The 24,172-nt window shown below is 66.8% G+C and carries 22 protein-coding genes and 2 pseudogenes; 15 read left to right on the top strand and 9 right to left on the bottom strand.

What is annotated here, in order from left to right; all coding sequences use genetic code 11:
* Positions 1 to 258, top strand: a pseudogene (locus tag A5709_RS28695) (hypothetical protein); the annotation flags it as partial.
* Here the strand turns inward: A5709_RS28695 and A5709_RS28690 are convergent.
* Positions 254 to 667: pseudogene (locus tag A5709_RS28690) on the bottom strand (adenylate/guanylate cyclase domain-containing protein); the annotation flags it as partial. The pseudogenes A5709_RS28695 and A5709_RS28690 overlap by 5 nt on opposite strands.
* A gap of 152 nt (positions 668 to 819) precedes the next feature.
* Here A5709_RS28690 and A5709_RS04715 point away from each other — a divergent pair.
* Positions 820 to 2,028, top strand: coding sequence for a serine hydrolase domain-containing protein (locus A5709_RS04715; protein ID WP_082973774.1), 1,209 nt, complete (start codon positions 820 to 822; stop codon positions 2,026 to 2,028).
* Between the two features lie 6 nt (positions 2,029 to 2,034).
* Here the strand turns inward: A5709_RS04715 and A5709_RS04710 are convergent, their stop codons facing one another.
* Positions 2,035 to 3,120: an aldo/keto reductase gene (locus tag A5709_RS04710; protein WP_068118317.1), complete on the bottom strand. Its 1,086-nt coding sequence runs from the start codon at positions 3,118 to 3,120 to the stop codon at positions 2,035 to 2,037.
* A gap of 59 nt (positions 3,121 to 3,179) precedes the next feature.
* On the opposite strand from A5709_RS04710, the gene A5709_RS04705 reads away from it, so the two are divergent.
* Positions 3,180 to 3,611 (top strand): MarR family winged helix-turn-helix transcriptional regulator, encoded by a 432-nt coding sequence (locus A5709_RS04705; RefSeq protein ID WP_231986898.1) that lies wholly within the window; start codon positions 3,180 to 3,182, stop codon positions 3,609 to 3,611.
* Positions 3,612 to 3,635: 24 nt separating this feature from the next.
* The gene (purD, locus tag A5709_RS04700; protein ID WP_068118315.1) at positions 3,636 to 4,904 is read left to right on the top strand and encodes a phosphoribosylamine--glycine ligase; all 1,269 of its coding nucleotides are present in this window, start codon (positions 3,636 to 3,638) and stop codon (positions 4,902 to 4,904) included.
* On the opposite strand, the gene A5709_RS04695 is transcribed toward purD, so the two are convergent.
* Positions 4,901 to 6,433 carry a gamma-glutamyltransferase family protein gene (locus tag A5709_RS04695; protein ID WP_304442536.1) on the bottom strand — a complete coding sequence of 511 codons (1,533 nt, stop codon included), beginning with the start codon at positions 6,431 to 6,433 and terminating at the stop codon, positions 4,901 to 4,903. The two genes, purD and A5709_RS04695, sit on opposite strands and share 4 nt — an antisense overlap.
* 126 nt (positions 6,434 to 6,559) lie before the next feature.
* Entirely contained in the window at positions 6,560 to 7,477 is a 918-nt protein-coding gene (locus A5709_RS04690) for an alpha/beta hydrolase-fold protein (RefSeq protein WP_067947759.1), read from the bottom strand.
* Between the two features lie 73 nt (positions 7,478 to 7,550).
* Here A5709_RS04690 and A5709_RS04685 point away from each other — a divergent pair, with 73 nt between their 5' ends.
* Complete coding sequence (locus A5709_RS04685) at positions 7,551 to 8,213, top strand: TetR/AcrR family transcriptional regulator (protein ID WP_068118312.1); 663 nt, start codon at positions 7,551 to 7,553, stop codon at positions 8,211 to 8,213.
* Here A5709_RS04685 and A5709_RS04680 read toward each other — a convergent pair.
* Positions 8,147 to 8,893 (bottom strand): DUF429 domain-containing protein, encoded by a 747-nt coding sequence (locus A5709_RS04680; protein WP_068118310.1) that lies wholly within the window; start codon positions 8,891 to 8,893, stop codon positions 8,147 to 8,149. The two genes, A5709_RS04685 and A5709_RS04680, sit on opposite strands and share 67 nt — an antisense overlap.
* Positions 8,894 to 8,934: 41 nt before the next feature.
* Here A5709_RS04680 and purB point away from each other — a divergent pair, with 41 nt between their 5' ends.
* The 3 genes from purB to A5709_RS04665 are packed head-to-tail and all read left to right on the top strand — an operon-like array spanning position 8,935 to position 12,613.
* Entirely contained in the window at positions 8,935 to 10,353 is a 1,419-nt protein-coding gene (purB, locus tag A5709_RS04675) for an adenylosuccinate lyase (protein ID WP_068118306.1), read from the top strand.
* A complete protein-coding gene (locus tag A5709_RS04670) occupies positions 10,350 to 11,597 on the top strand; it encodes a cytochrome P450 (RefSeq protein WP_068118303.1) in 1,248 nt (415 codons plus the stop codon). Before purB ends, A5709_RS04670 begins: the two co-directional genes overlap by 4 nt.
* Positions 11,594 to 12,613, top strand: coding sequence for a tellurite resistance/C4-dicarboxylate transporter family protein (locus A5709_RS04665; RefSeq protein ID WP_068118300.1), 1,020 nt, complete (start codon positions 11,594 to 11,596; stop codon positions 12,611 to 12,613). The genes A5709_RS04670 and A5709_RS04665 overlap by 4 nt, the downstream gene beginning before the upstream one ends.
* On the opposite strand, the gene A5709_RS04660 is transcribed toward A5709_RS04665, so the two are convergent.
* The gene (locus A5709_RS04660; protein WP_067947739.1) at positions 12,578 to 13,198 is read right to left on the bottom strand and encodes a hypothetical protein; all 621 of its coding nucleotides are present in this window, start codon (positions 13,196 to 13,198) and stop codon (positions 12,578 to 12,580) included. The genes A5709_RS04665 and A5709_RS04660 overlap by 36 nt on opposite strands.
* 64 nt (positions 13,199 to 13,262) lie before the next feature.
* Between A5709_RS04660 and A5709_RS04655 the strand changes: the two genes are divergently transcribed.
* The gene (locus A5709_RS04655) at positions 13,263 to 14,150 is read left to right on the top strand and encodes a phosphoribosylaminoimidazolesuccinocarboxamide synthase (protein ID WP_068118298.1); all 888 of its coding nucleotides are present in this window, start codon (positions 13,263 to 13,265) and stop codon (positions 14,148 to 14,150) included.
* Entirely contained in the window at positions 14,147 to 16,288 is a 2,142-nt protein-coding gene (locus A5709_RS04650; protein WP_068118297.1) for a S9 family peptidase, read from the top strand. The genes A5709_RS04655 and A5709_RS04650 overlap by 4 nt, the downstream gene beginning before the upstream one ends.
* Before the next feature lie 7 nt (positions 16,289 to 16,295).
* On the opposite strand, the gene A5709_RS04645 is transcribed toward A5709_RS04650, so the two are convergent.
* Together A5709_RS04645 and A5709_RS04640 are read right to left on the bottom strand one after the other, a co-directional pair.
* Positions 16,296 to 17,915 carry a DHA2 family efflux MFS transporter permease subunit gene (locus A5709_RS04645; RefSeq protein ID WP_068118294.1) on the bottom strand — a complete coding sequence of 540 codons (1,620 nt, stop codon included), beginning with the start codon at positions 17,913 to 17,915 and terminating at the stop codon, positions 16,296 to 16,298.
* 178 nt (positions 17,916 to 18,093) lie between these two features.
* Positions 18,094 to 19,713, bottom strand: a complete 1,620-nt coding sequence (locus A5709_RS04640) for a DHA2 family efflux MFS transporter permease subunit (RefSeq protein WP_068118287.1) — start codon at positions 19,711 to 19,713, stop codon at positions 18,094 to 18,096.
* 136 nt (positions 19,714 to 19,849) lie between these two features.
* Here A5709_RS04640 and A5709_RS04635 point away from each other — a divergent pair, with 136 nt between their 5' ends.
* A complete protein-coding gene (locus A5709_RS04635) occupies positions 19,850 to 20,554 on the top strand; it encodes a DUF2334 domain-containing protein (RefSeq protein WP_067950255.1) in 705 nt (234 codons plus the stop codon).
* Between the two features lie 48 nt (positions 20,555 to 20,602).
* Complete coding sequence (locus A5709_RS04630; protein WP_068118285.1) at positions 20,603 to 22,270, top strand: FAD-binding dehydrogenase; 1,668 nt, start codon at positions 20,603 to 20,605, stop codon at positions 22,268 to 22,270.
* Between the two features lie 55 nt (positions 22,271 to 22,325).
* Here the strand turns inward: A5709_RS04630 and A5709_RS04625 are convergent, their stop codons facing one another.
* A complete protein-coding gene (locus tag A5709_RS04625) occupies positions 22,326 to 22,964 on the bottom strand; it encodes an MBL fold metallo-hydrolase (protein WP_067950259.1) in 639 nt (212 codons plus the stop codon).
* On the opposite strand from A5709_RS04625, the gene A5709_RS04620 reads away from it, so the two are divergent.
* From A5709_RS04620 to A5709_RS04610, 3 genes are all read left to right on the top strand, one after another.
* Positions 22,941 to 23,675: an ATPase gene (locus A5709_RS04620; protein ID WP_197520077.1), complete on the top strand. Its 735-nt coding sequence runs from the start codon at positions 22,941 to 22,943 to the stop codon at positions 23,673 to 23,675. The genes A5709_RS04625 and A5709_RS04620 overlap by 24 nt on opposite strands.
* A 61-nt stretch (positions 23,676 to 23,736) precedes the next feature.
* The gene (purS, locus tag A5709_RS04615; RefSeq protein WP_066955000.1) at positions 23,737 to 23,976 is read left to right on the top strand and encodes a phosphoribosylformylglycinamidine synthase subunit PurS; all 240 of its coding nucleotides are present in this window, start codon (positions 23,737 to 23,739) and stop codon (positions 23,974 to 23,976) included.
* Positions 23,973 to 24,172, top strand: a 200-nt coding sequence (locus A5709_RS04610; RefSeq protein ID WP_197520076.1) for a phosphoribosylformylglycinamidine synthase subunit PurQ, incomplete at its 3' end; no start/stop codon positions are given. The genes purS and A5709_RS04610, both read left to right, overlap by 4 nt.

Genomic DNA, 24,172 nt, shown 5'->3' with positions numbered 1-24,172 from the left:
CATACCGGCGAGGTGCAACTGCGCGACGAGGCAAACTACATCGGGCCGACCATCAACCGCGCGGCGCGGCTGCGCGACCTGGGTCACGGGGGTCAGACGGTCCTGTCGGCCACGACAAGCGATCTGCTTGCCGACGGGCTGCCCGCCGACGCGTGGCTGTTGGACCTCGGCACCCATCCCCTGCGGGACCTTCCCCGACCCGAACGGGTTGCGCAACTGTGCCACGCCGACCTTCGCAATGACTTCCCACCGCTTCGCGCAGCCGCGCCGCGCGGTTGATGGTCGGCCCGATGTAGTTTGCCTCGTCGCGCAGTTGCACCTCGCCGGTATGCAGGCCGATCCGGAGACAGATCGGCGAAAGCACCGTGAGCTGCAACCGCAGCGCAAACGCGGCGGCATCGCTGGCACGGGCGAAGGCAACAACGAAGCTGTCACCCTCACCTTGTTCCACCGGGCGCACGCCGTTGTGGGCGGCCACCAGCTCCGACACCGCCTGGTCTAAGCGCACAACCGCGGCGCGCATATCGTCGGGTTGGGTTTGCCACAACCGCGTCGAACCCTCGACGTCGGCCAGCAGCAACGTCACGGTTCCGGTCGGGAGCTCGTTCAAGCCCAAATCGCTCCAGTTCAACGGCGGCGTATCCGCGCAACGCTCGGTCCCAGTCATGTTAGCCAGCGTGTAGTAATCGCGGGCAGCAAACATCAGCAGAAACGCCTACACACCCCGTCCGTTGCACCTGCCGGAATCTAGGCCCTTTGGCCAATGTTCTTCGCCACCCCAAATCCCATAGTCAGTTCATGGACTCGAGGAGGTCACAGATGAACAGCCAGACAGGCGTTGCCGGCAGCCGCGACTCGATCGACGCGCTCTTCACGACGGGTGTGCTACACGGCCACTACGACAGCCGCTTCGAGGATCTCGTCGCCGCCCTGGCCGACGAGGTCACGACCGGCGGCGAACTCGGCGCCGCCATCGCCATCGATGTCGACGGTGAGCTCGTCGTGGACATTTGGGGTGGACATGCTGATAGGGCGAAAACCCGGGAGTGGTCGGAAGACACCATCGTCAACGTCTTCTCGTCCACCAAGAATGTCACCGCTCTGGCGGGGCTGATGCTGGTCGACCGCGGTCTCATCGATCCGTTTGCCCCGGTAGCGAAGTACTGGCCCGAGTTCGCCGCGAACGGCAAGCAGGACATCGAAGTGCGCCACATCCTCAGCCATACCTCCGGGGTGTCCGGCTGGGAGATGCCCTTCACCCTCGAGGACGTCTACGACTGGAAGAAAGCCACTTCCCAACTTGCAGCTCAGGCGCCGTGGTGGCCACCGGGCACTGCCTCCGGCTACCACGCCGTGACCATCGGCCACCTCGTAGGCGAGATCGTCCGCCGGGTCACCGGCACGACGCTGAAGCAGTTTGTGCAGCGGGAGCTCGCCGAGCCGCTGGGCGCTGATTTGCAGATCGGTGCGCGGCCCGAGGACGACCACCGCATCGCCGAACTGGTTCCGCCCCCGCCGCTGGACGTCCCGCTCGACGCGATTCCCCATGACCATCCGATGTACAAGACGTTCGCCGCCATTCCGCCGGCTTCGGAAACCGCGCTGGCAGCCGAGACGACCGCATGGCGCCGCGCGGAGATCGGCTCGGCCAATGGACACGCCAACGCCCGTTCACTGGTCCGTGCTCTCTCGCCAATCGCGTTGGGCGGCATGGCCAGTGGGATACAGATCCTCGGCCCCGACACCATCGACCTGATCTTCGAGGAGCAGGCCATCGGCACCGACCTGGTGCTGGCCATGCCTGCACGGTGGGGCATCGGATTCGCCCTGCCCCATCCGGAGGCGGTGCCGGACATTCCCGACGAGAGGGTCTGCTACTGGGGCGGCTGGGGCGGCTCCATGGCGGTGATGCACCCCGACCGGCACACCACATTCGCTTATGTGATGAACAAGATGGGGCAAGTCACTTCGGCCGGAACCGAGCGCACGCGCAAATACACCCGGCTGATCTATCAGGGCCTCGGCTGACCGGTATCAGTAAGGCCGGCCACCTTCGGGCATCACGTACTCGGAGATCGGCGCACGGCCGCCGTTGACCGACGTTCCGCCGTTGATGATGCCGGGCGCCATTTCCAGCATGTTGTGCGGGAACCCGAATTTCGGCTTGGTCAGCGCGGTTAGCCGGGCCAGTTCATCGGCGCTGAGGTTCACGTCGACGGCGCGGACGTTGTCCTCGAGTTGCGAGAGCCTGCGCGCCCCGATGATGACCGAGGAGACGGCGGGCTGCGCGAGCACCCAGGCCAGTGCGACGCTGGCGACGTTCGTCTCGTGCGCCTTCGCGATGCCTTCGAGTTCGTCGATCAGCGCATAGGTCTTCTCGTTGAGGAATGCGTCGACCATCGCGCCGCGATCGGCGCCGCGTTGGCCGGCATTGGCTCGGGTGTACTTGCCGCTGAGCACGCCACTCTTCAGCGGCGACCATGGCGTGATGCCGAGGCCGAACTCCGCTGCCATCGGGGCCAGTTCTTGTTCGATGGAGCGTTCCAACAACGAGTACTCGACCTGCAGGCCGACGAAGCTCGACCAGCCACGGAACCGGGCGATGAGGTTGGCCTCGGCGATCTTCCACGCCGGGGTGTCCGAAACGCCGATGTAGCGGACCTTTCCGGCGCGGACGAGGTCGTCGAGCGCCGACATCGTCTCGTCGATCGGAGTGTTCGCGTCCCAAATGTGCAGCCAGTACATGTCGATGTAGTCGGTTTGCAGGCGCCGCAGGGAGTTCTCGCAAGCGTTGATCAGGGACTTACGGCCGGAGCCACCTCCGTTGGGATCGCCCGGATACAGGTTGCCGCTGAATTTGGTGGCTAGCACCAAGCGGTCCCGGCGGGCGGTGTTGCGACCGACGTGGTCGCCGATGATCTTCTCGGAATGGCTTCGGGTGTAGAAGTTGGCGGTGTCGATGAAGTTGCCGCCGAGTTCGGTATAGCGATCGATGATTTGTTGGGACTCTTCGACACTGGTGCCCCAGCCGAGGTCCTCGCCGAACGTCATGGCGCCCAGGCACAACCGGCTGACGCGCAATCCGGAGCGTCCGAGTGTCACGTACTGATCCAGGGGCATGAGGGCCGCCTTCCTGGTAAATTGTTCGATTATGGGGTTGTTCCATCCTAAACTAGTTCATGTCTGAACGATCGGGCAAGTCGATGCCGGCGATCGACGCGGCCAAGATCTGGTCGTTGAACTACCGCATGCTCCTGTCGGTCATCTCGTGCGCGGAGGCCGACATCTGCGCGCTGGGGCTCGAATCCAAGGAGCTGTTCCTGCTCGCCGAGATCGACGAGCATCCCTACCCCGCCGAACTGGCGGCGACGTTGAGCATGCCTAAGGCGACGGTCACCGTCTACCTCAAACGACTGGAAGCCGCGGGATTCGTGCGTCGTGAGATCGACGCCTCCGATCTGCGGCGCCATCGACTACTGCTCACCCCCGCCGGGCGCAAGGCCGCCGCGGACGGGTTGGCGCTGCTGTCCGACGAGTTCAACAAGCGTCTCGGGCGCCTCACTGCGGCGCAGCAAAAAGAGCTGAAAGGCCTGCTGGAGCGAATCGTCTGAACGCCTGGGCTAGTCTGACGTGTCGTGCGAGTTCTGGTGATCGGTTCGGGTGCACGAGAGCATGCGCTGTTGCTGGCGCTTCGGAAAGACCCCCAGGTCACGGGGCTATTCGTCGCTCCCGGCAACGCCGGTACCGCCCGCGTGGCCGAGCAGCACGACGTCGACATCACGTCGGGTTCCGACGTAGTCGCCCTGGCCCGCGAGCTCCGTGCCGACCTGGTGGTGATCGGTCCCGAGGTGCCACTGGTGCTGGGGGTGGCCGACGCACTGCGCGCCGCCGGCATCGTCTGCTTCGGGCCCAGCAAGGACGCCGCCCGCATCGAGGGCTCCAAGGCGTTCGCCAAAGAGGTCATGGCCGCGGCCGGCGTGCGTACCGCGGCCAGCGAAACCGTTGACAGCCCGGCGCATTTGGACGCCGCCCTGGATCGGTTCGGGCCTCCCGCGGGTGACCCCGCCTGGGTGGTCAAGGACGACCGGCTGGCCGCGGGCAAGGGCGTAGTGGTGACCGCGGACCGCGGCGTCGCCCGCGCGCATGCCGCCGGACTGCTCGAGGCGGGCCACCCGGTGTTGCTGGAGTCATATCTGGACGGCCCGGAGGTGTCGCTGTTCTGCGTCGTCGACGGCGAGACCGTGGTGCCGCTGCTGCCGGCGCAGGACTTCAAGCGCGTCGGCGACGGCGATACCGGACCCAACACCGGCGGCATGGGCGCCTACGCGCCGGTGCCGTGGCTTCCCGACGAGGTATACCGGGACATCGTCGCCAATATCGTGGAACCCGTTGCGGCGGAAATGGTTCAGCGTGGCAGCCCGTTCTGCGGGTTGTTGTACGTCGGACTTGCGATCACCACCAACGGTCCGGCCGTGGTCGAATTCAACTGCCGCTTCGGCGATCCGGAGACCCAGGCCGTGCTGGCGCTGCTGGAATCGCCGCTCGGGCAGCTGCTGTACGCGGCGGGCACCGGCAAGCTGGCCGACTTCGGCGATCTGCGTTGGCAAAAGGGGGCGGCGGTCACGGTGGTGCTGGCGGCGGAGAATTATCCCGGGCGCCCTCGGGTCGGGGACGTCGTCGCCGGCTCGGAAGCCGAGGGGGTGCTGCACGCGGGCACGGCGCGCCGCGATGACGGCGAGGTGATCTCGTCGGGTGGCCGCGTGCTATCGGTGGTGGGCACCGGCGCCGACCTCGCCGCCGCGCGATCGCAGGCCTACCAGCTGATGCGGTCGATCCGACTGCCGGGCAGCCACTTCCGAAGCGACATCGCGCTGTTGGCGGCCGAGGGCAAGATCAACGTCTAGAAACCCGCGGCCTGGCCGTCGCGGCGGGGATCGCTCGCCGCGAAATAGCCGCCGTCGAGCCGCCAAATCGCCTGGCAGCTGCCGAACTGGTTGTAGTCGTCCACGGCAACCAGGTCATGTCCGCGGCGGCAAAGCTCGTCCAGCGTCGCGGCCGGGAAGCCTTTCTCGCAGCTGACCTGCATGCCCTGCACCCACCGAAACCGCGGGCCGTCACACGCGGCCTGCGGATTCTGTCCATGGTCGGCGATGCGCACCATCACCTGCGTGTGACCCTGAGGCTGCATCGTTCCGCCCATCACGCCGAAGCTCATCACGGGAGCGCCGTCTTTGGTGACAAAGCCCGGGATGATCGTGTGGTATGGCCGTTTGGCCGGCCCAACCTGGTTCGGGTGTCCTTCGGCCGCAGCGAAATTCGCACCACGGTTCTGCAGCGCTATCCCGGTGCCCGGCACCACGACACCGGACCCGAACCCCATGTAGTTCGACTGGATCATCGACACCATCATCCCCGCGGCGTCGGCGGCGGTCAGGTACACGGTTCCCCCGCTCGGAGCGCCCGCTGACGCCGGCCTTGCCCGGGCGCGATCGATCAGGGCCGCGCGTTGCCTCAGGTAGTCGGCGTCCAGCAGGTGTTCCGGGCGGACCGGCATGTGCTCGATGTCGGCGACGTAGGCCTGCGCGTCGGCAAAGGCCAGCTTCACCGCCTCGATCTGCAGGTGCACGCTGTCCGCGGAATCGACTGGGAACGAGCCCATGTCGAAGTGCTGCAGGATTCCCAGGGCGATCAGCGCCACGATCCCGTGACCGTTGGGCGGGAGCTCGTGGACGGTGTACCCGCGATACGTGCCGCTGATGGTCCCCACCCAGTCGGCGCGGTGAGCGGCGAGGTCGCTGGCGCGCATCGCGCCGTCGTTGGCCAGCGCGTGCGCCTCGAGTTGAGCGGCCAGCTCTCCGCGGTAGAACGCGTCGCCGTTGGTTGCGGCGATCTTCTCGAGCGTGGTGGCCTGTTCGGCAAAGCTGAACCGCTCACCCGGTTTGGGCGCCCGGCCGTCGGGCATGAAGGCGCCGGCGAACCCGGGCTGCCTTTCGAACAGCGCTATCTGCGCCGCCCATTGCTCCGCGACGGTCGGTGAGAGCAGGAACCCGTTGCGGGCGTAGCGGATTGCGGGCTCGAAGAGCTTTTCGAACTGGAGCTTGCCGAACTTGGCGTGCAGTTCGGTCCACGCCGACACCGCGCCGGGCACGGTGACCGCATTCCAGCCGACCACGGGAACGGCGTTGCCGCCGAAGTATTCCGGCGTCCAGGCCCCGGGCGAACGGCCAGACGCATTAAGCCCGTGCAACCGCCGGCCGTCCCACACGATGGCGAAGGCGTCCGAGCCAATGCCGTTGGAGACGGGCTCCACCACCGTGAGCGCGATGGCGGTGGCGATGGCCGCGTCCACCGCGCTTCCTCCCTCGGCGAGCATCTGCAGGCCCGCTTGGGCTGCCAGCGGTTGTGACGTGCACACAACGTTTTCCGCCAGCATGGGCTTGCGCGGCCAGGCGTAGGGGAACTCCCAATCGAAAGATGCCGTCACCTTCGCGAGCGTAGCGCCGGCGGCACACTCGGTGCCCACCGCCGCGCCAGCATGACGCTCGGCGGCCAAGGGCACCTACGCCGTCAGCAGCGGCGCCATCCAGGTCAGCTCGGCGGGCAGCTGCGAACTCCAGAACTCCCCGTTGTGCCCGCCGGGCGAGAAACCACCCGCTGGCGGATGCGGCAGTTGCGCGATGAACTGCTTGGTCGCGGCGTAAAACGGATCGCTGTCGCCGCAATCGACCCGAATGGGAATCGACCCCAGCGCGGGCATCCCAAACACCGAATTCGCCGCGAAGTCGTCGGGCCCGTCGAAGGCACCGGGCGCGGCCGCGCCGGAGGAGAGCCACAGTGCGGGACTGACCGCGCAGATCGCCGCGGTGCGCGCCGGACCCAGTCGGCCCCCGAGCAGCAACGCGCCGTAACCGCCCATCGACCAGCCCAAGAACGCCACCCGCGAGGTGTCCAGGCCCTGGCCGCTCAACATCGGGATCAGCTCGTCGAGCACCATGGCCCCGCTGTCCTCGCCGGACGCCCTCTTGTGCCAATAACTGCCGCCACCGTCGACGGCGACCACCGCAAACGGCGGCAAGCCCGCGTTGACGGCTTGGGCCAGGCCCTGTTCCACACCGCCGGCCATCACCGTGGATGCGTCGCTGCCCTTGCCGTGCAGCGCGATGACCGGTCGCAGCGTCTTCGTTTGTCCGGGCGGTCGTGCGATGGCCCAATTGGTGTTGATCCCGCCGCGCGCCGCCGAGACGAAGGAACCCGTCACCATGGTGGGCGCCGGCTGACCCGGGGGAGCCGGTTCCAGAGGTGGGGCCGGCGGCGGCGCCAGCGGCGCCTGGGTGCCGGCCGGCGAGAGCGGCATGGCTTGAGATGGCCGGGGCTTGAACAGGATGTCGAGCGCGTACGTGCCCGCCGCACCCGCGGCGGCGCTGGCGCCGAGACCCAGCAGGGCGCGGCGGCTCAAGTCGGGCATGCGGGCCATCATGCCATGTTGGCTTGGTGGGCCGTTTGGCCGAAATGGCAATGCAGTACCACTTTGGCTGGCACGATGGCTACTCGTGACGGCAGCAGTCACTCCTAAGGGAGAACGTCGGCGGTATGCGCTCGTTAGCGCCGCCGCCGAGCTGCTTGCCGAAGGCGGATTCGATGCCGTGGGTCACCGCGCGGTCGCTCGGCGGGCCGGACTGCCGTTGGCGTCCACTACGTATTACTTCTCGTCCCTTGATGATTTGATCGCGCGCGCGGTCGAACACATCGCGATGATCGAGGTGGCGCAGCTGCGGTCGCGGGTTACCGCCCTTTCCCGCCGGCGCCGCGGACCGGAGACCATCGCCGAGGTGTTGGTCGATCTACTTGTCGGCGACGTGTCCAGCCCCGGACTCAGCGACCAGTTGATCTCGCGCTACGAGCGACACATCGCGTGCACCCGGCTGCCCGCATTGCGCGAGACCATGCGTCGCAGCCTGCGGCAGCGCGCCGAGGCCGTCGCCGAGGCCATCGAGCGATCGGGCCGCACGGTGCACATCGAGCTGGTGTGCACGCTGATCTGTGCGGTCGACGGCTCGGTGGTGTCCGCGTTGGTCGAGGGCCGCGATCCCCGCGCGGCGGCGCTGGGGACGGTGGTCGATCTCATCGAGGTGCTTGCCCCCATTGATCAGCGGCCCGTGCGGTCGGCCGGCAGCGAAGGCGTCACGATGTACCCGGTGGTGAAGTCGCCGTAGATCGTCACGTCCGCCGGACAGCGCTGCGCGTACAGCGCCACATAGGCGCAGACGACGGCGTCGACGGGATCCTCGGCGCGGCGCAGCTCGCTTTTGCGCTCGGCGGTGGTTACGCGCTTGCGCAGCCTGGCCCACTCTTCATTGCCCGCCACATGCATGGGCACCGCAGCGTGCGCGAGCTTCTCGATGCCGTCCATCAGCAAGAGCAGCTCGGATTTGAGCTGATCGACGCCGCGGCCGGGCTTCGCCTTGTACTTGAGCGTTCGTGCCAGCCGGAACAGCACCACGGTTGCCGGATGCGGGTAGACCTCGATGGCACGCCGGGACGCAGGTGACCGCGGGTCCATGTCGAGGCCCATCGCCCCCGCCAGTCGCGCCGCGCGCGGACCGTCGGCGAATTCCGGTTTCGCCGTGTTGGCCGGGTGCGCCCCGGCTTGAAACTTGCGGAAGTCGCGGTTGAGCGCCGCTTCGGCGGGTCGCTGGCCGGTCGGGTTGGTCACCACCAGCGGCGCGTCGAATCCCACCAGGCACTGCCCCCGCACATAGGGCGACAAGGCGGCGAGCACCGCCGCGTCGTCGCCGACCGCGTCGATGTGCACGAGGCGGCCCCCGGCGTCGACGACCGCGACCCCGGTGGGATTGCGCCCGGCCCAGGCGAGATCGACGCCGGCGAAGTACATCCTGCCCAGGGTATGGGCGCCGGATCGTAAGCTCTATGTCTGTGAGCATTCCGAACGTCCTGGCCGCCCGGTACGCCAGCGCGGAAATGGTCGCGATCTGGTCGCCGGAGGCCAAGGTCGTCGCGGAACGCCGGCTGTGGCTGGCCGTGCTGCGCGCCCAGGCGGAGCTCGGGGTGGACGTTCCGCAGGACGCCATCGCCGACTACGAGCGGGTGCTCGAGGACGTCGATCTGGCCTCGATCGCGGAGCGCGAGCGGTCGCTGCGCCACGACGTCAAGGCCCGCATCGAGGAGTTCAACGCGCTGGCCGGTCACGAGCACGTGCACAAGGGCATGACCAGCCGCGACTTGACCGAGAACGTGGAGCAGTTGCAGATTCGGCGGTCCCTGGAGTTGGTCTTCTCCCATGGAATCGCGGTGGTGGCGCGGCTCGCCGAACGTGCGGTGTCCTACCGCGATCTGGTGATGGCCGGGCGCAGCCACAACGTCGCCGCGCAGGCCACCACCTTGGGCAAGCGGTTCGCATCCGCCGCGCAAGAGACGCTGATCGCGTTGACGCGGCTGCGCGAGTTGATCGACCGCTACCCGCTGCGCGGTATCAAAGGACCGATGGGCACCGCCCAGGACATGTTGGACCTGCTCGACGCCGACGCGGTAAAGCTGGCAGAACTCGAACGTCGCGTGGCCCAATTCCTGGGCTTTGCAACGGTTTTGACCAGCGTCGGGCAGGTTTATCCGCGATCGCTCGACCACGACGTGCTCTCCGCGCTGGTGCAGCTCGGCGCCGGACCCTCGTCGATGGCCCATACGATCCGGCTGATGGCCGGGCACGAGCTCGTCACCGAGGGATTCGCTCCGGGCCAGGTCGGCTCGTCGGCGATGCCGCACAAGATGAACACCCGCAGTTGCGAACGGGTCAATGGGCTGCAGGTGGTGCTGCGCGGTTACGCTTCGATGGCTGCCGAGCTTGCGGGCGCGCAGTGGAACGAGGGCGACGTGTTCTGCTCGGTGGTGCGCCGAGTTGCGTTGCCGGACAGCTTCTTTGCCATAGACGGGCAGATCGAGACGTTCTTGACCGTGCTCGACGAGTTCGGTGCCTACCCCGCGGTGATCAGCCGCGAGCTGGATCGCTACCTGCCGTTCTTGGCCACGACCAAGGTCCTCATCGCGGCGGTCCGCGCGGGGATGGGGCGCGAGGCCGCGCACCATGTGATCCGAGAGCACGCGGTCGCGACGGCGCTGGCCATGCGGGAGCAGGGCGCGGAGCCCGATCTGCTGGAGCGGTTGGCCGCCGACGAGCGACTGCCGCTGGACCGGGCTGCGCTGGATTCGGCGCTGGCCGACAAGAAGGCGTTCATCGGCGCCGCCGGCGATCAGGTGGACGAGGTGGCCGCTGCGGTGGACGCGCTGGTAAGCCGCTACCCGGACGCCGCCAAGTACGCCCCGGGCGCGATCCTGTGACCCTCGCCGGCGCGCTCGCGGGGATCGACTTCACCGATCTGGACAATTTCGCCAACGGATTTCCGCACGACTTGTTCGCCATCCACCGCCGCGAGGCGCCGGTGTACTGGCACGAGCCGACCGACAACACCCCCGACGGCGAGGGCTTCTGGTCCGTCGCCACCTATGCGGAAACGCTTGAGGTACTGAAGGATCCGGCGACCTACTCCTCCGTCACGGGCGGCGGCCGACCGTATGGCGGCACCCTGCTACAGGATCTGTCCATCGCCGGGCAAGTACTCAACATGATGGACGACCCGCGCCACTCACAGATACGGCGACTCGTCAGCTCCGGGCTGACACCGCGAATGATCCGGCTGGTCGAAGACGATCTGCGGGCGCGGACGCGCCGGCTGCTGGACGCCGTGGTGCCCGGCGAACCGTTCGACTTCCTGGTCGACATCGCCGCCGAGCTGCCGATGCAGATGATCTGCATCCTGTTGGGAGTGCCCGAATCCGAACGACATTGGCTGTTCGAGGCCATCGAGCCGCAATTCGACTTCGGCGGCTCGCGCAAGGCCACGATGTCGCAGCTGTCGGTGGAGGAGGCCGGGTCGCGGATGTACGAATACGGCCAGCAGCTGATCGCGTCGAAGCGGGCGGAGCCAACCGACGACATGTTGTCGGTCGTGGCGAACGCGATGGTCGACGACGCGGATGCGCCGTCCCTATCGGATCTCGAGCTCTACCTGTTCTTCAGCCTGCTGTTCAGTGCCGGCGCGGAGACGACGCGCAACGCCGTCGCCGGAGGGCTGCTGGCGCTGGCCAACCATCCCGAGCAATTACGCGCGCTGCGAGCGGATCTCGACGCGCTGCCGACCGCCGTCGAGGAGATCGTGCGGTGGACGTCGCCGTCGCCGTCCAAGCGGCGCACCGCTACCCGCGGCGCGACGCTCGGCGGGCAGCCGATCGAGGCGGGCCAGAAGATCCAGATCTGGGAGGGCTCAGCGAATCGCGACCCCGCGGTATTCGAGCGCGCCGACGAGTTCGATGTTGCCCGAAAGCCCAACCCGCACTTGGGGTTCGGTCAAGGCGTGCATTATTGCCTGGGTGCCAACCTGGCCCGCCTGGAACTGCGCGTGCTCTATGAGGAGCTGTTCTCCCGGTTCGGCGGCGTGCGGGTTGTGCGGCCGGTCGAATGGGCTCGCAGTAATCGGCATACCGGCATCCGGCACCTGGTTGTGGAACTCCTCGAGGAACGGTGACGATCCGACGCGCCGAGGCCGAGCCGACGCCGGACGTCTTCGCCGCGGTCATGGCGACCGGAATCCTGTCGATCGCCGCGCACAACCACGGCTACCGCTGGATCAGTGACACGCTGGGCGTCGTCGCCACCGTCGGCCTCGTGTTCTTGGTAGCGCTGGTGGCCACGACAACCGTCGCCAGGCGCGAGAAGTTGCGTTGGGATCTGGCGGATCCTGATGTCACCCTTCGGTTGTTCACCTTCGTTGCCGCCTGCGCGGTGATCGACACCCGGTTGTCGTCCAACGTGTGGGTCCTGCGGGTGCTCGGCGCGGTAGGGCTCTCGTCCTGGTTGGTGCTGGTCGGGCTCACCGCGCGGAACATGTTGGCGCGCCGCTGGCCGGCGCTGCGCGACCACGCCCACGGGGCGTGGGAACTGGGTAGCGTGGGAAGCTCCGGGCTGGCGATCGTCATCGCCCGGGCGGCGTATGAAACCGGTCATCGGTGGTGGCTGACCGTAGCCGTGGCCGTTTGGGTGGCGGCGATCCTCATCTATGGCCTGATGACCTGGTTGATCCTGTGGCGGGTAATCAACGAGCGACAGGACCGGGACGGATTCGAGCCGGACACCTGGATCCTGATGGGCGGCATGGCGATTGCGACGCTGGCCGGCGACAACATCCACGCCGTGGCCCCCGCGTGGCTGGCCGGCCCCGTGCGCATCGTCACGGTCGTGACGTGGGTGACGGCCACCCTGTGGATACCGCCACTGATCTACTTCGGCCTGCACCGGATCAGCAGGCGTCCCAACATGTTGCGCTTCGCCGGGGTGTGGTGGGCGCTCGTGTTCCCGCTGGGCATGTACTCCGCGGCCAGCTACGCCATGGCCAACGAGATCGGCCAGCGGTCATTGCTGACCGTTTCGCTCGTCTTCTTTTGGGATGCGTTGGCGGCGTGGCTCGTTGTCGTCGTCGCCGGGTTGTTGCTCCTGGGCCGCGCGCTGCTACAGGCCGCCGATCGAGATGCCGGCCGCGCGTAGTTCGAGCGCGGCCAGGGCCCGGATGGTGAGCGGATCCTCCCGGCGCCACCCACCGACCGGATCCGCGCTGACCGCGGCGAGCTTTCCCGGCGGACGGTTCGTCAATGCCCGCAAGGCAAGGAGTTGCTCACCGGCCGGGGTCGCGGCCAACGCGGTGACGGTCAACTTCCGTCGAAAGAACCGCAGCCGCAGGAGAAGCCACGGCACGTCCGCGACGAGGATGGGGACGGCGGCGATGGCCATCGCCAGCAGGACCGCAAGCCAGCTGGCGGTGGAGTCCAAGTCGTGGCCCGCGCCCGCAAGATCGAGCGCCGCCTGGCTGGCGGAGTTCAGCGGCTGGCTGACCGCGTCCCCCACCAAAGGGATCTGCTGGGCGCCGTGGCCGGCCGACGCCAGATTGCCGGCGATGCCATGCGCGCCGCTCTCGACTTGCCGGCCGGCGTCCGCGATCGTCGAAACGGCGTCGTAAACCGCCAGTCCGACTAGCAGCCAGATAGCGGTCCACAGGACGACGGCGAAGTCGCTGAGCAGCTGGACCATCAGCCGGCCGGGTCGGGTGGAGTAGGGCAAAAACCGCGGGGTCATAGTCTCGATCCCAGCACAGCTCCCGACGCGCGGCCCCTTCCCGGGTGCCCGATAGGCTGACCCGATGCGCCCCGCACTGTCCGACTATCGGCACCTGGCCAGCGGCAAGGTCCGCGAGATTTATGGCGTCGACGACGAACATCTGCTGCTGGTCGCCACTGACCGGATCTCGGCGTACGACTACGTCCTCGACAGCATCATCCCGGACAAGGGCCGCATCCTCACCGCGATGAGCGTCTTCTTCTTCGGCCTTGTCGACGCTCCCAATCACCTGGCCGGGCCACCGGATGACCCACGGATCCCCGAGGAGGTCCTTGGCCGTGCCCTGGTGGTGCGGCGGCTGGAGATGCTGCCGGTGGAGTGCGTTGCGCGCGGCTACCTCACCGGGTCGGGATTGCTGGACTATCAGGCGACCGGGAAGGTCTGCGGCATCACCCTGCCTCCCGGCCTCGTCGAGGCCAGCAAGTTCTCCGAACCACTGTTCACCCCCGCCACTAAAGCGGCGCTGGGGGATCACGACGAGAACATCTCGTTCGACCGGGTGATCGAATTAGTGGGCGGGGTTTATGCCAACCAGCTGCGCGACCGCACGCTGCAGATCTATGTTCAGGCCGCCGACCACGCTTTGACGAGGGGAATCATCGTCGCCGACACGAAGTTTGAGTTCGGCACCGACCGCGACGGCAATCTGCTTCTGGCCGATGAGATCTTCACGCCGGACTCCTCGCGATACTGGCCGGCCGAGGATTACCGGGTCGGGGTTGTGCAGACGAGCTTCGACAAGCAATTCGTCCGTAACTGGCTCACCAGCCCCGAGTCGGGTTGGGACCGCCATGGTTCGCAACCACCGCCACCGCTGCCCGACTACATCATCGATGCCACTCGCGGCCGCTATATCGATGCCTACGAACGCATTTCCGGCCTGAGTTTCGACGACTGGATCGGCGCATGACGGATACAGGCGCCAGCGCGTCGGCGCCGCCCGTCGCCAAGCGCGAGGAGACCCGACGCGAGCATCACGGAGACGTCTTCATCGACCCCTACGAGTGGCTGCGCGACAAGTCGGACCCCGAAGTCATCGCCTACCTTGAGGCGGAAAACGACTACGTCGACCGGATGACGGCCGATCTAGAACCCTTGCGGCAGAAGATCTTCGATGAGATCAAGGCGCGTACCAAGGAGACCGACTTGTCGGTTCCGACGCGACAGGGCGACTGGTGGTACTACGCCCGAACCTTCGAAGGAAAGCAGTACCGCGTCCAGTGCCGTTGTCCGGTGAGCGATCCCGATGACTGGGATCCGCCGACACTGGAAGAGGACACCGAAATACCCGGCGAGCAGATCCTGCTCGACTCGAACGCCGAGGCGCACGGTCACGAGTTCTTCGCGCTCGGTGCCGCCACCGTCAGCCTGGACGGAAATCTGCTGGCATATTCCGTCGACACCATCGGCGACGAACGCTATACGCTGCGCTTCAAAGACCTGCGCACCGGCGAGCTGTATCCGGACCAGATCGCCGACATCGGGGCGGGCGCGACCTGGGCGGCCGATAACCGCACCGTGTACTACCTGACCCTGGATGAGGCCCACCGCCCGGACAAGGTCTGGCGCTACCGGGTCGACTCCGGCGAGGCCGCGGAGTTGGTGTATCACGAGGCCGACGAACGGTTTTGGCTCGGCGTGGGGCTCACCCGGAGCGAGACCTATGTATTGATCGCATCGGGTTCCTCCATCACCTCCGAGTACCGGTACGCCGACGCCGCCGACCCGCGTGCAACCTTCACAGTCGTGCTGCCGCGGCGCGAAGGCATCGAGTACGCCGTCGAGCATGCGGTGGTCGGTGGGCAGGACCGGTTCCTGATTCTGCACAACGAGGCCGCGGTGAACTTCACGCTGACCGAAGCGCCGGTGAGCGATCCGACCCGGCAGCGCACGCTGATCCCGCACCGCGACGACGTGCGACTCGACGGCGTCGACGCCTTCGCCGGCCATCTGGTGGTCAGCTACCGGCGGGAGGCGTTGCCCAGGCTCCAGGTGTGGCACATCGATTCCGGAGGGGAATACGGTGAGCCCGAGGAGATTACGTTCGACTCGGAGCTGATGTCGGCCGGTCTTGCGGGCAACCCGAACTGGGATGCACCCAAGTTGCGAATCAGAGCGGGGTCGCTGGTCATCCCGGCGCGGGTATACGACATCGACTTTGCCACCGGGGAACGAACCTTGCTGCGCGAGCAACCCGTCCTCGGCGGTTACCGCACCGAGGACTACGTAGAGCGGCGCGACTGGGCCGTTGCGGACGACGGGACCCGCATCCCGGTATCCATCGTGCACCGTGCGGGGATCGAATTCCCAGCGCCGGCCTTGCTTTACGGCTATGGCGCCTACGAGATATGCACCGACCCCAGCTTCTCCATCGCTCGGTTGTCGCTGCTCGACCGCGGAATGGTCTTCGCCATCGCCCACGTCCGCGGTGGCGGTGAGATGGGCCGGCCGTGGTACGAGCACGGGAAGCTGTTGGAGAAGAAGAACACCTTCACCGACTTCGTAGCCGTGGCAAGGCACTTGGTCGACACGGGTGTCACCCGGCCGCATCAGCTGGTGGCGCTGGGCGGCAGTGCGGGCGGCCTGCTGATGGGGGCGGTCGCCAACCTGGCGCCGGATCTCTTCGCCGGCATCCTGGCGCAGGTCCCGTTCGTCGACCCGCTGACCACCATCCTCGATCCCTCCTTGCCGCTGACCGTCACGGAATGGGACGAATGGGGAAACCCATTGCAGGACAAAGATGTCTATTCCTACATGAAGTCATATTCGCCCTACGAGAATGTCGAGGCCAAGCAGTACCCGGCCATTTTGGCGATGACTTCCCTGAACGACACCAGGGTCTACTACGTAGAGCCGGCCAAGTGGGTGGCGGCGTTGCGGCACGCCAACGCCAACGGCAGTCCGATTCTGCTGAAGACCCAGATGAACGCCGGACACGGCGGGGTCAGTGGTCGCTACGAGGCGTGGCAGGAGACCGCGTTCCAGTACGCCTGGCTGTTGGCTGTGGCCGAAGGCCACAGCGATGGCGGCGGCTCTGGAGAACGGTGACGGCGGCTCACCCTTCGACCGCGTGGCTCGGTACCTTCTTCGGCAAGAACCACGCCGGAATCATCGTCAACGCGACCAGCACGACAGCCAGCACGTAGACCACCGTGTAGGCGTGGGAAAGACCGTTCATGAGGTTGCCCGCGAAATCGGGACTGGTCGTCTGCCGCGGAATGGCAGAAGGGTCGACCGCCTGCCCACGTCTGGCGGCGTCACCTTGCAGAGCCGCCAACTTGTTTGCACTGGCGATGTACGCGTTGTGATTGAACTGATTGGTCAGTATCACCGCCATCAAGGCGGCTCCGATCGAGCCACCGATCTGTTGGTTGACGCTCATCAACGTCGTCCCGCGGGCGATCTGATGCGGCGCCAGCGACTGCATCAGCGCCGCATTGAGCGGCGTCGTGGTGAAGCCTATGCCCAGGCCCATGACCGTCAACCCGACCAGCAGCATCGGTTGATAGGCGGCCTGCCTGGACACTCCGAAGGTGAAGATGCCCAGACCCACGGCCATCAGCGCGAGGCCGGCCACCACGATCTTGCCTGGCCCCCGCCGGTCCACGAATGCCCCGCCGAGCGGCATGGTCACCAGCGCACCGACTCCTACCGGCACCATGTGCAGCCCGGCCTGCATCGGGGTTTCGTGCATAACGACCTGGAAATAGCTCGGAACCAGCAGCCCGGCGCCAACGAACGCAACGGCGAATACCAGCAACGTCACGTTGACTTCGGTGACTACGCGGTTCTGGAAAAGCCGCAGGTCAATCAGTGGGTGATCGGCGCGATACCAGGCATGCAAGACGAATGCGACGATCAAGGCCAGCCCGAGAAGAGCCGGTACCAGGACGTAGCGGTCGGCCACTGTGCCCCGGCCCGGGATGGACGACACCCCGATCAGGAACGCCGCCACGCCGGGCGACAGCAGTAGCACACCGACGAAGTCGAATGCCTCCGACGGGGCCGAGCGGTCTTTGGCGAACATGACCGCCGCGAGAGCGAACGCGGCGAGACCGACCGGCAGGTTGACGAAGAAGATCCATTTCCAGCCGTAGGAATCGATCAGCCACCCGCCCAGAATCGGGCCACCGATGGGGCCGAGCAGAATTGGGAGGCCGCCGATGGCCATGAGGCGGCCGACACGTTTGGGGCCGGCCTCGCGCGTCAGGATCACAAAACTCAGCGGCAACAACATGCCACCGCCCACACCCTGGACTACTCGAAAGATGATGAGTGTCAGGATGTTCGGCGCCAACGCGCACAGGAGTGAGCCCAGCGTGAAGAGCAAGATCGAACCCATGAAGAGCCGTTTGGTGCCGAACCGGTCGGCAGCCCAACCCGTTATCGGGATCACAGTCGCGAAGGCGAGCATGTAGCCGGCGATGGTCCAGGAGACGATGGCCTGGGTCGAGCCGAACTGCGCGAGGAAGGTGGGCTGCGCGACCAGCACCACGGTGTTGTCCAAGATCGCCATGATGCAGGCCAGCCCGCACACCCCGGCGATGCGGAGCAGCGCAGCGTCCAGTTTGTCGGGAGACTCGTGTTTGTCCGTGTCCGACTGCCCGGTTGGAGGGGGGTCGCCCGCGGCATCGGAAGGGGCGGAATAGGCCTTCTGCATCGTGTTGCCGAGCATATCTATACCGATACCCTCGCGTAGAAGCTTTTAGGCGTTTGGTTCGTCTGTCGCCCTTTTCCTGCTGGCCAGACGGGTGACCGGTGGTCGGAGCGAAAATGTTCACTCGGGGGCGGGCCAGTGAACCGTTCGACAAGCTCGTGACGGCCCGACCGCCGCCGCGCTGGGCGGCCTCGGGCTATTCACCCAATGTTTGGCTCGCCGGCTTTTTCGGCAGAAAGGACGCCGGAATTATCGTGAACATCACCAACACCACCGCTATCACAAATACCGCCGTATAGGCGTGGGAAAGATCGTGTGCGACGTTGGCCCAAAAACCGGCGTCAAGCGTCTGGTGCGGCATCGCGGACTGGTCGACCGGCACCCCGCTGACGGCGGCCTGCTGCTGTAGCGCCGCAAACTTGTTCGCGGCGACGATGTTGTCGCTCCGGTTGAACTGATTGGTCAGGATCATCGACATCAGCGCGGTGCCCACCGACCCGCCCACCTGATGGCTGACACTCATCAACGTCGTGCCCCGGGCGATCTGGTGCGGGGCAAGCGCCTGCACCGCGGCGACCGACAGCGGCATCATGGTGCAGCCCATCCCGAGGCCCATGATCGCGAGGCCGATCAGCAGCGTGGGCAGGTAGTCGGCTTGCCTGGCGACACCGATGGCGAACGTGCCCAGGCCTGCAGTGATCAGCGTGATGCCGACCAGCACGATCTTGCCGGGGCCCTGCCGGTCCACCAGCGGCCCGGTCAGACGCATGGTCAGCATGGCGCCGAGTCCCTGGGGGATCATGCGCAGGCCCGCCTGCATCGGCGTCTGGTGCAGCACCTGCTGGAAGTAACTCGGAAGCAGCAAGCCGGCACCGAAAAAGGCGCCGGCAAACACCAGCATCGTCACATTGGCGTGAGTGAGCACGGGGTTGCGGAACAATCTCAGATCGATGAGGGGGTGATCCGCACGGCGCCACGCGTGCGCAACGAACCCGGCGATCAAGCCCAGACCGATGGTCGCCGGTATCAGCACGCGGCGATCTGCCACGGTCCCGCAGTGCGGGATCGATGACACCGCGAACAGGAATGTCGCGAGGCCGGGGGACAGCAGCAGCACGCCGACGAGGTCGAAGGTCTCCGACCGCGCCGGGTGGTCCCGGGGAAAGATGATGGCCCCGAGCACGATCGTGATGACTCCGATCGGCAGGTTGATCAGAAAGATCCACCGCCAGCTCGAGGTGCCGATGAGCCAGCCGCCCATGATCGGACCACCGATCGGGGCCAGCAGCATCGGGATGCTCAGGATCGACATCAGGCGACCGAGCCGCAAGGGGCCCGCTTCGCGGGTCAAGATCATGAAACTCAGGGGCAACAGCATGCCGCCGCCGATGCCTTGGGCCACCCGAAAGATGATGAGCTGCAAGACGTTTGCGGCCAACGCGCACAGCAGTGAGCCCAGCGTGAACGCCAGCACGGAGCCCATGAAGAGTCGCTTGGTGCCGAACCGGTCGGCCGCCCACCCGGTGATCGGTATGACGGTCGCCAACGCCAGGGTGTAGCCGGTCATCGTCCATGCGACGACGGCCTGCGAGGAGGCGAATTGGTCGATGAAGGTGCGCTGCGCGACGCTGACGACGGTGACATCCACGATCGCCATCACCGTGGCCAGGATGCATACGCCGGAAATGCGCAACAGTCCAGCATCCAGCTTGTCGGGATAGACCGGCTCACCCTCGCCCAGCTGCGGGGCGGGGACGTAAGGCAGCGGGGTGTCGGCCGCTGCGTACGGGGCCTGATCCATGGCGTTGCTTAGCATATCGAACCGATTCCCTCCGCGGTCGCCCGTAGGCCCATGCCGCGCGGCCGAATCTGCAGGACCTGCGGTACCGATATACGCCTGCCGTCTGCGTGTCCTTCACCATTCCGACACCTGAGATCGTCAAACTGCGGGTGTGGCTGGAAAATTGATCGTCTCGGTCTCGGGGATAGGCGAACGTACCCTGCCTGACGTTGAGGCGTTCTGCGCGCAAATGGATGCCCGTAACGTGCCGGTGTCGCTGTTGGTGGCACCCCGGCTCAGTGGTGACTACCGACTCGACCACGACCCGCGCACCGTCGAATGGTTGACCGACCGGCGTTCCGGCGGCGATGCGATCGTGCTGCACGGCTACGACGACGCGGCCACCAAGAAGCGGCGCGGCGAGTTCGCGATCCTTCGGGCACACGAGGCAAACCTGCGGCTGATGGCTGCCGACCGGGTGCTCGAGCACCTCGGGCTGCGCACGCGGCTGTTCGCGGCGCCCGGCTGGGTGGTGTCCCCGGGAGTGATCAAGGCCTTGCCGGACAACGGTTTTCGCCTGCTTGCCGACCTGCATGGCATTACCGACCTGGTTCGGCACACCACGGTGCGCTCCCGGGTGTTGGGTATCGGGGAGGGTTTTCTCACCGAACCGTGGTGGTGCCGGATGGTGGTGCTGTCCGCCGAGCGGATCGCCCGGCGCGGCGGGGTGGTGCGGGTCGCCGTAGCCGCTCGTCACCTGCGCAAACCCGGTCCGCTGCAGGCGATGGTGGACGCCGTCGATCTGTCGCTGATGCACGGCTGTGCGCCCGCGGTTTACCGCTGGCGGCGCGATAAGGCGATTCTCGACGCGGCCTGACCAAGCGTCCCCTCAACCCGTCCGGCGCGGGCACTACCCTGGTCCGACATGAGCGATTCTTCGGCCGCGGGGTTCGGCGCCGATGCCATCATCGTGGGGGCGGGACTCGCAGGGCTGGTCGCCGCCTGCGAACTGGTGGACCGGGGCCTGCGGGTGCTGATCGTCGACCAGGAGAGTAGCGCCAACCTGGGTGGGCAGGCGTTCTGGTCGTTCGGCGGCCTGTTCTTCGTCGACAGCCCCGAGCAGCGCCGTCTGGGGATCCGCGACAGCCACGAACTCGCCCTGCAGGACTGGCTCGGTACCGCAGCGTTCGACCGGCCCGAGGACTACTGGCCACGCCAATGGGCGCACGCCTACGTCGATTTCGCTGCGGGGGAGAAGCGCCGTTGGCTGCGTGACCGGGGACTCAAGCTCTTTCCGTTGGTGGGTTGGGCCGAACGTGGCGGGTACGACGCACAGGGCCATGGCAATTCGGTGCCTCGCTTCCACATCACCTGGGGCACCGGACCCGCTTTGGTCGACATCTTCGCCCGTCAGCTGCGGGACCGCTCGACAGTGCGCTTCGCGCACCGCCACCAGGTCGACGAGTTGATCGTCGAGGGCGGCGCGGTGATCGGCGTCCGGGGCACTGTGCTGGAGCCCTCTGCCGCGCCCAGGGGCGTGGCGTCATCACGAACGGCCGTGGGGCAGTTCGAGTTCCGCGCTCCCGCGGTGATAGTCACCAGTGGCGGCATCGGCGGCAACCACGAGCTGGTTCGGAAGAATTGGCCCGAGCGGATGGGCCGCATACCCGAGCAGTTACTCAGCGGCGTGCCCGCTCACGTTGACGGCAGGATGATCGGCATCTCCCAGCGGGCCGGTGCGCGGGTGATCAACCCGGACCGGATGTGGCACTACACCGAGGGCATCACCAACTACGACCCGATCTGGCCGCTGCACGGGATCCGGATCATCCCGGGGCCGTCGTCGCTGTGGCTCGACGCGACCGGCAAGCGGTTGCCGGTGCCGCTGTACCCCGGTTTCGACACCCTCGGCACGCTGGAATACATCACCAAATCCGGATACGACTACACGTGGTTTGTGTTGAACGCCAAAATCATCGAGAAGGAATTCGCACTGTCTGGGCAGGAGCAGAATCCCGATTTGACCGGGCAGAGCCTGCGCGAGCTGCTGCGTAACCGGGTGCGCTCCGGGCCGCCGGGGCCGGTGCAGGCGTTCGTCGACCGGGGTGTGGACTTCGTCAGCGCAGGCTCGTTGCGGGAGTTGGTCACCGGCATGAACAAGTTGCCCGACGTGGCGCCGCTGGATTACGCCACTGTGGAGGGCGAGGTGACCGCCCGCGACCGCGAGGTGGCCAACAAGTTCAGCAAGGACGGCCAGATCACCGCGATCCGCGCCGCCCGGGGCTATCTGGGCGACCGGCTGGGCCGGGTGGTGGCACCGCACCGGCTGACCGATCCGAAGGCGGGCCCGATGATCGCGGTGAAACTGCACATCCTGACCCGAAAGACGTTGGGCGGCATCGAAACCGACTTGGCCGCCCGCGTGCTGAAAGCCGACGGCACACCCTTGAACGGGTTGTACGCCGCCGGTGAGGTGGCCGGCTTCGGAGGGGGCGGCGTGCACGGCTACCGCGCCCTGGAGGGCACGTTTTTGGGTGGTTGCATCTTCTCCGGCCGGGCCGCCGGCCGCGGCGTGGCCGACGACATCGCCTAGCGCTGTGGCCCATCGCCGAACGGCACGCCGGCGTGACCCTCGAGGTGAGTAGCGGTCAGAAGGTGACCGCGTCCTCCTCGGGCAGCACCTGGAAATCGGTCGTGGTCATCTCGGTGAGCCGGCCGTAGTAGATCCCCCGTGCATCCGGGGCGATGATCCCTTGGTGGATGGGCACCGCACGCGCCGGCGCCACCGCGCGCAGGTAGTCGACGGCCTCGGCGATCTTCATCCACGGGGCGGCCGCCGGTGTCGCCAAGACGTCCACGGGCTCGTCGGGCACGAAGAGCGCATCACCGGGGTGCATCAGCCTGGCGCGATGATCGCCGTCGCCCACCAGAAATGAAATGTTCTCTATCACAGGGATTTCGGGGTGAATTACGGCGTGTTTGCCGCCGACCGCGCGAACCGTCAGCTCACCGATCGTCAGCTCGTCACCGACGTGCACGGCCTGGCACGGCGCGCCCAGCTGGGCGGCGGTCTGCGGGTCTGCGTACAGCGCGGCGTCCGGGTTGCCTTCGAGCAGCGCCGGCAGGCGGCTGCCGTCGACGTGGTCGGGGTGCTGATGGGTGATCAGGATGGCCGATAACCCCGTTATGCCCTCAAAGCCGTGCGCGAACGTTCCAGGATCGAAGAGCACGCGGGTGTGGTCGAATTCTGCAAGTAGGCAGGAGTGGCCGAAATGCGTGAGCTGCATGACTACGATTGTGCCCTGACGGGGGTGATGCCGATGCGGGTGATCCTGGCGACCATGGTTGTGGTCGGCGGCCTCGGGGTGGCTCTGATCGTCGCTGTGCCCGCACACACCGAGCCGCAGGCCTGTCCGCCCGTGTGTGACCAGATCCCCGACTCCGCGTGGATCCAGCGACGAGCGGTGCCGCTGGACCCGGTTTACGGCTGGCCGCCGCTGGCGAGCCTGGCGGCGCAGGTGACCGGGTCGACGCCCGGGCCTCGATTCCGGTTCGAGGAGTTGTGTGCCACACCGCCGGTGCCGCGGGACCCCCGCGATTCGGCCGTCGTGGCACACGCCACGGTCGCCCACCCGGACGGGCAGTGGCAGTTGCAGGCACAGATCCTGCACTGGCGTGGCGATACGGCCAGCGGCGGCGCCATCGCCGGATCGGTGTTCAGCAACGCCGTCGCCGCGCTGCGCTCCTGCCAGCAACGTGCGCCGCAGCAATCACCGTCGATCACCAGCGACGAAACGAACCGGATGGCCGCGGTGATCAGCGGTCCGGTCGTCATGCACACCTACCTGCTCGCCCACCCCGCCAGCAGCACGATCAGCGAGCTCACGCTCTGGTCGTCGGGCCCGCCGCAGGTCCCGTGGCCGGCAATGGCGGACGATCCCGTGCTGAACGCCATGACCGCGCCCCTCTGCGAGGCCTACATTGCCTCGTGCCCGTAACGGCCGAGCTGCACTTCCGCCGGTAGAGTTGGCGCGAAGACAGATCTGAGGAGGAGCGCCGGTGGGCCGGGTAGTCGTTCACGTGATGCCCAAAGCGGAGATTCTCGACCCGCAGGGTCAGGCCATTGTCGGCGCGTTGGGCCGACTCGGTCATCCGGGGATCTCAGATGTGCGACAAGGCAAGAGATTCGAACTCGAGGTAGACGACACCGTCGACGATTCGGTGCTGGCCGACATAGCGGAAACGCTGTTGGCGAACACGGTGATCGAGGACTGGACGATCAGCCGGGAGACCAAGTGACGGCACGAATCGGCATCATCACCTTTCCGGGGACCCTGGACGACGTCGACGCCGCGCGGGCGGCGCGGAATGTCGGCGCCGAGGCGGTCAGCCTGTGGCATGCCGATGCCGATCTCAGGGGCGTCGACGCCGTGGTGGTGCCGGGAGGTTTCTCCTATGGCGACTACCTGCGGGCCGGGGCAATCGCGAGGTTCGC

The sequence above is a fragment of the Mycobacterium sp. E1386 genome (genome assembly GCF_001672745.1).
Classification (GTDB): Bacteria; Actinomycetota; Actinomycetes; order Mycobacteriales; family Mycobacteriaceae; genus Mycobacterium.
This window is presented reverse-complemented; position numbering and strand designations above follow the sequence as displayed.

Coding starts and splice junctions, on each gene's coding strand:
- A5709_RS04625 (WP_067950259.1), bottom strand. CDS start 22,964: ATGCAGCTCACGCATTTCGGCCACTCCTGCCTACTTGCAGAATTCGAC.
- A5709_RS04655 (WP_068118298.1), top strand. CDS start 13,263: ATGCGCCCCGCACTGTCCGACTATCGGCACCTGGCCAGCGGCAAGGTC.
- A5709_RS04645 (WP_068118294.1), bottom strand. CDS start 17,915: ATGCTCGGCAACACGATGCAGAAGGCCTATTCCGCCCCTTCCGATGCC.
- A5709_RS04680 (WP_068118310.1), bottom strand. CDS start 8,893: ATGTACTTCGCCGGCGTCGATCTCGCCTGGGCCGGGCGCAATCCCACC.
- A5709_RS04660 (WP_067947739.1), bottom strand. CDS start 13,198: ATGACCCCGCGGTTTTTGCCCTACTCCACCCGACCCGGCCGGCTGATG.
- A5709_RS04705 (WP_231986898.1), top strand. CDS start 3,180: ATGTCTGAACGATCGGGCAAGTCGATGCCGGCGATCGACGCGGCCAAG.
- A5709_RS04715 (WP_082973774.1), top strand. CDS start 820: ATGAACAGCCAGACAGGCGTTGCCGGCAGCCGCGACTCGATCGACGCG.
- A5709_RS04640 (WP_068118287.1), bottom strand. CDS start 19,713: ATGCTAAGCAACGCCATGGATCAGGCCCCGTACGCAGCGGCCGACACC.
- A5709_RS04695 (WP_304442536.1), bottom strand. CDS start 6,433: ATGCTGGCGGAAAACGTTGTGTGCACGTCACAACCGCTGGCAGCCCAA.
- A5709_RS04710 (WP_068118317.1), bottom strand. CDS start 3,120: ATGCCCCTGGATCAGTACGTGACACTCGGACGCTCCGGATTGCGCGTC.
- A5709_RS04630 (WP_068118285.1), top strand. CDS start 20,603: ATGAGCGATTCTTCGGCCGCGGGGTTCGGCGCCGATGCCATCATCGTG.
- A5709_RS04690 (WP_067947759.1), bottom strand. CDS start 7,477: ATGATGGCCCGCATGCCCGACTTGAGCCGCCGCGCCCTGCTGGGTCTC.
- A5709_RS04650 (WP_068118297.1), top strand. CDS start 14,147: ATGACGGATACAGGCGCCAGCGCGTCGGCGCCGCCCGTCGCCAAGCGC.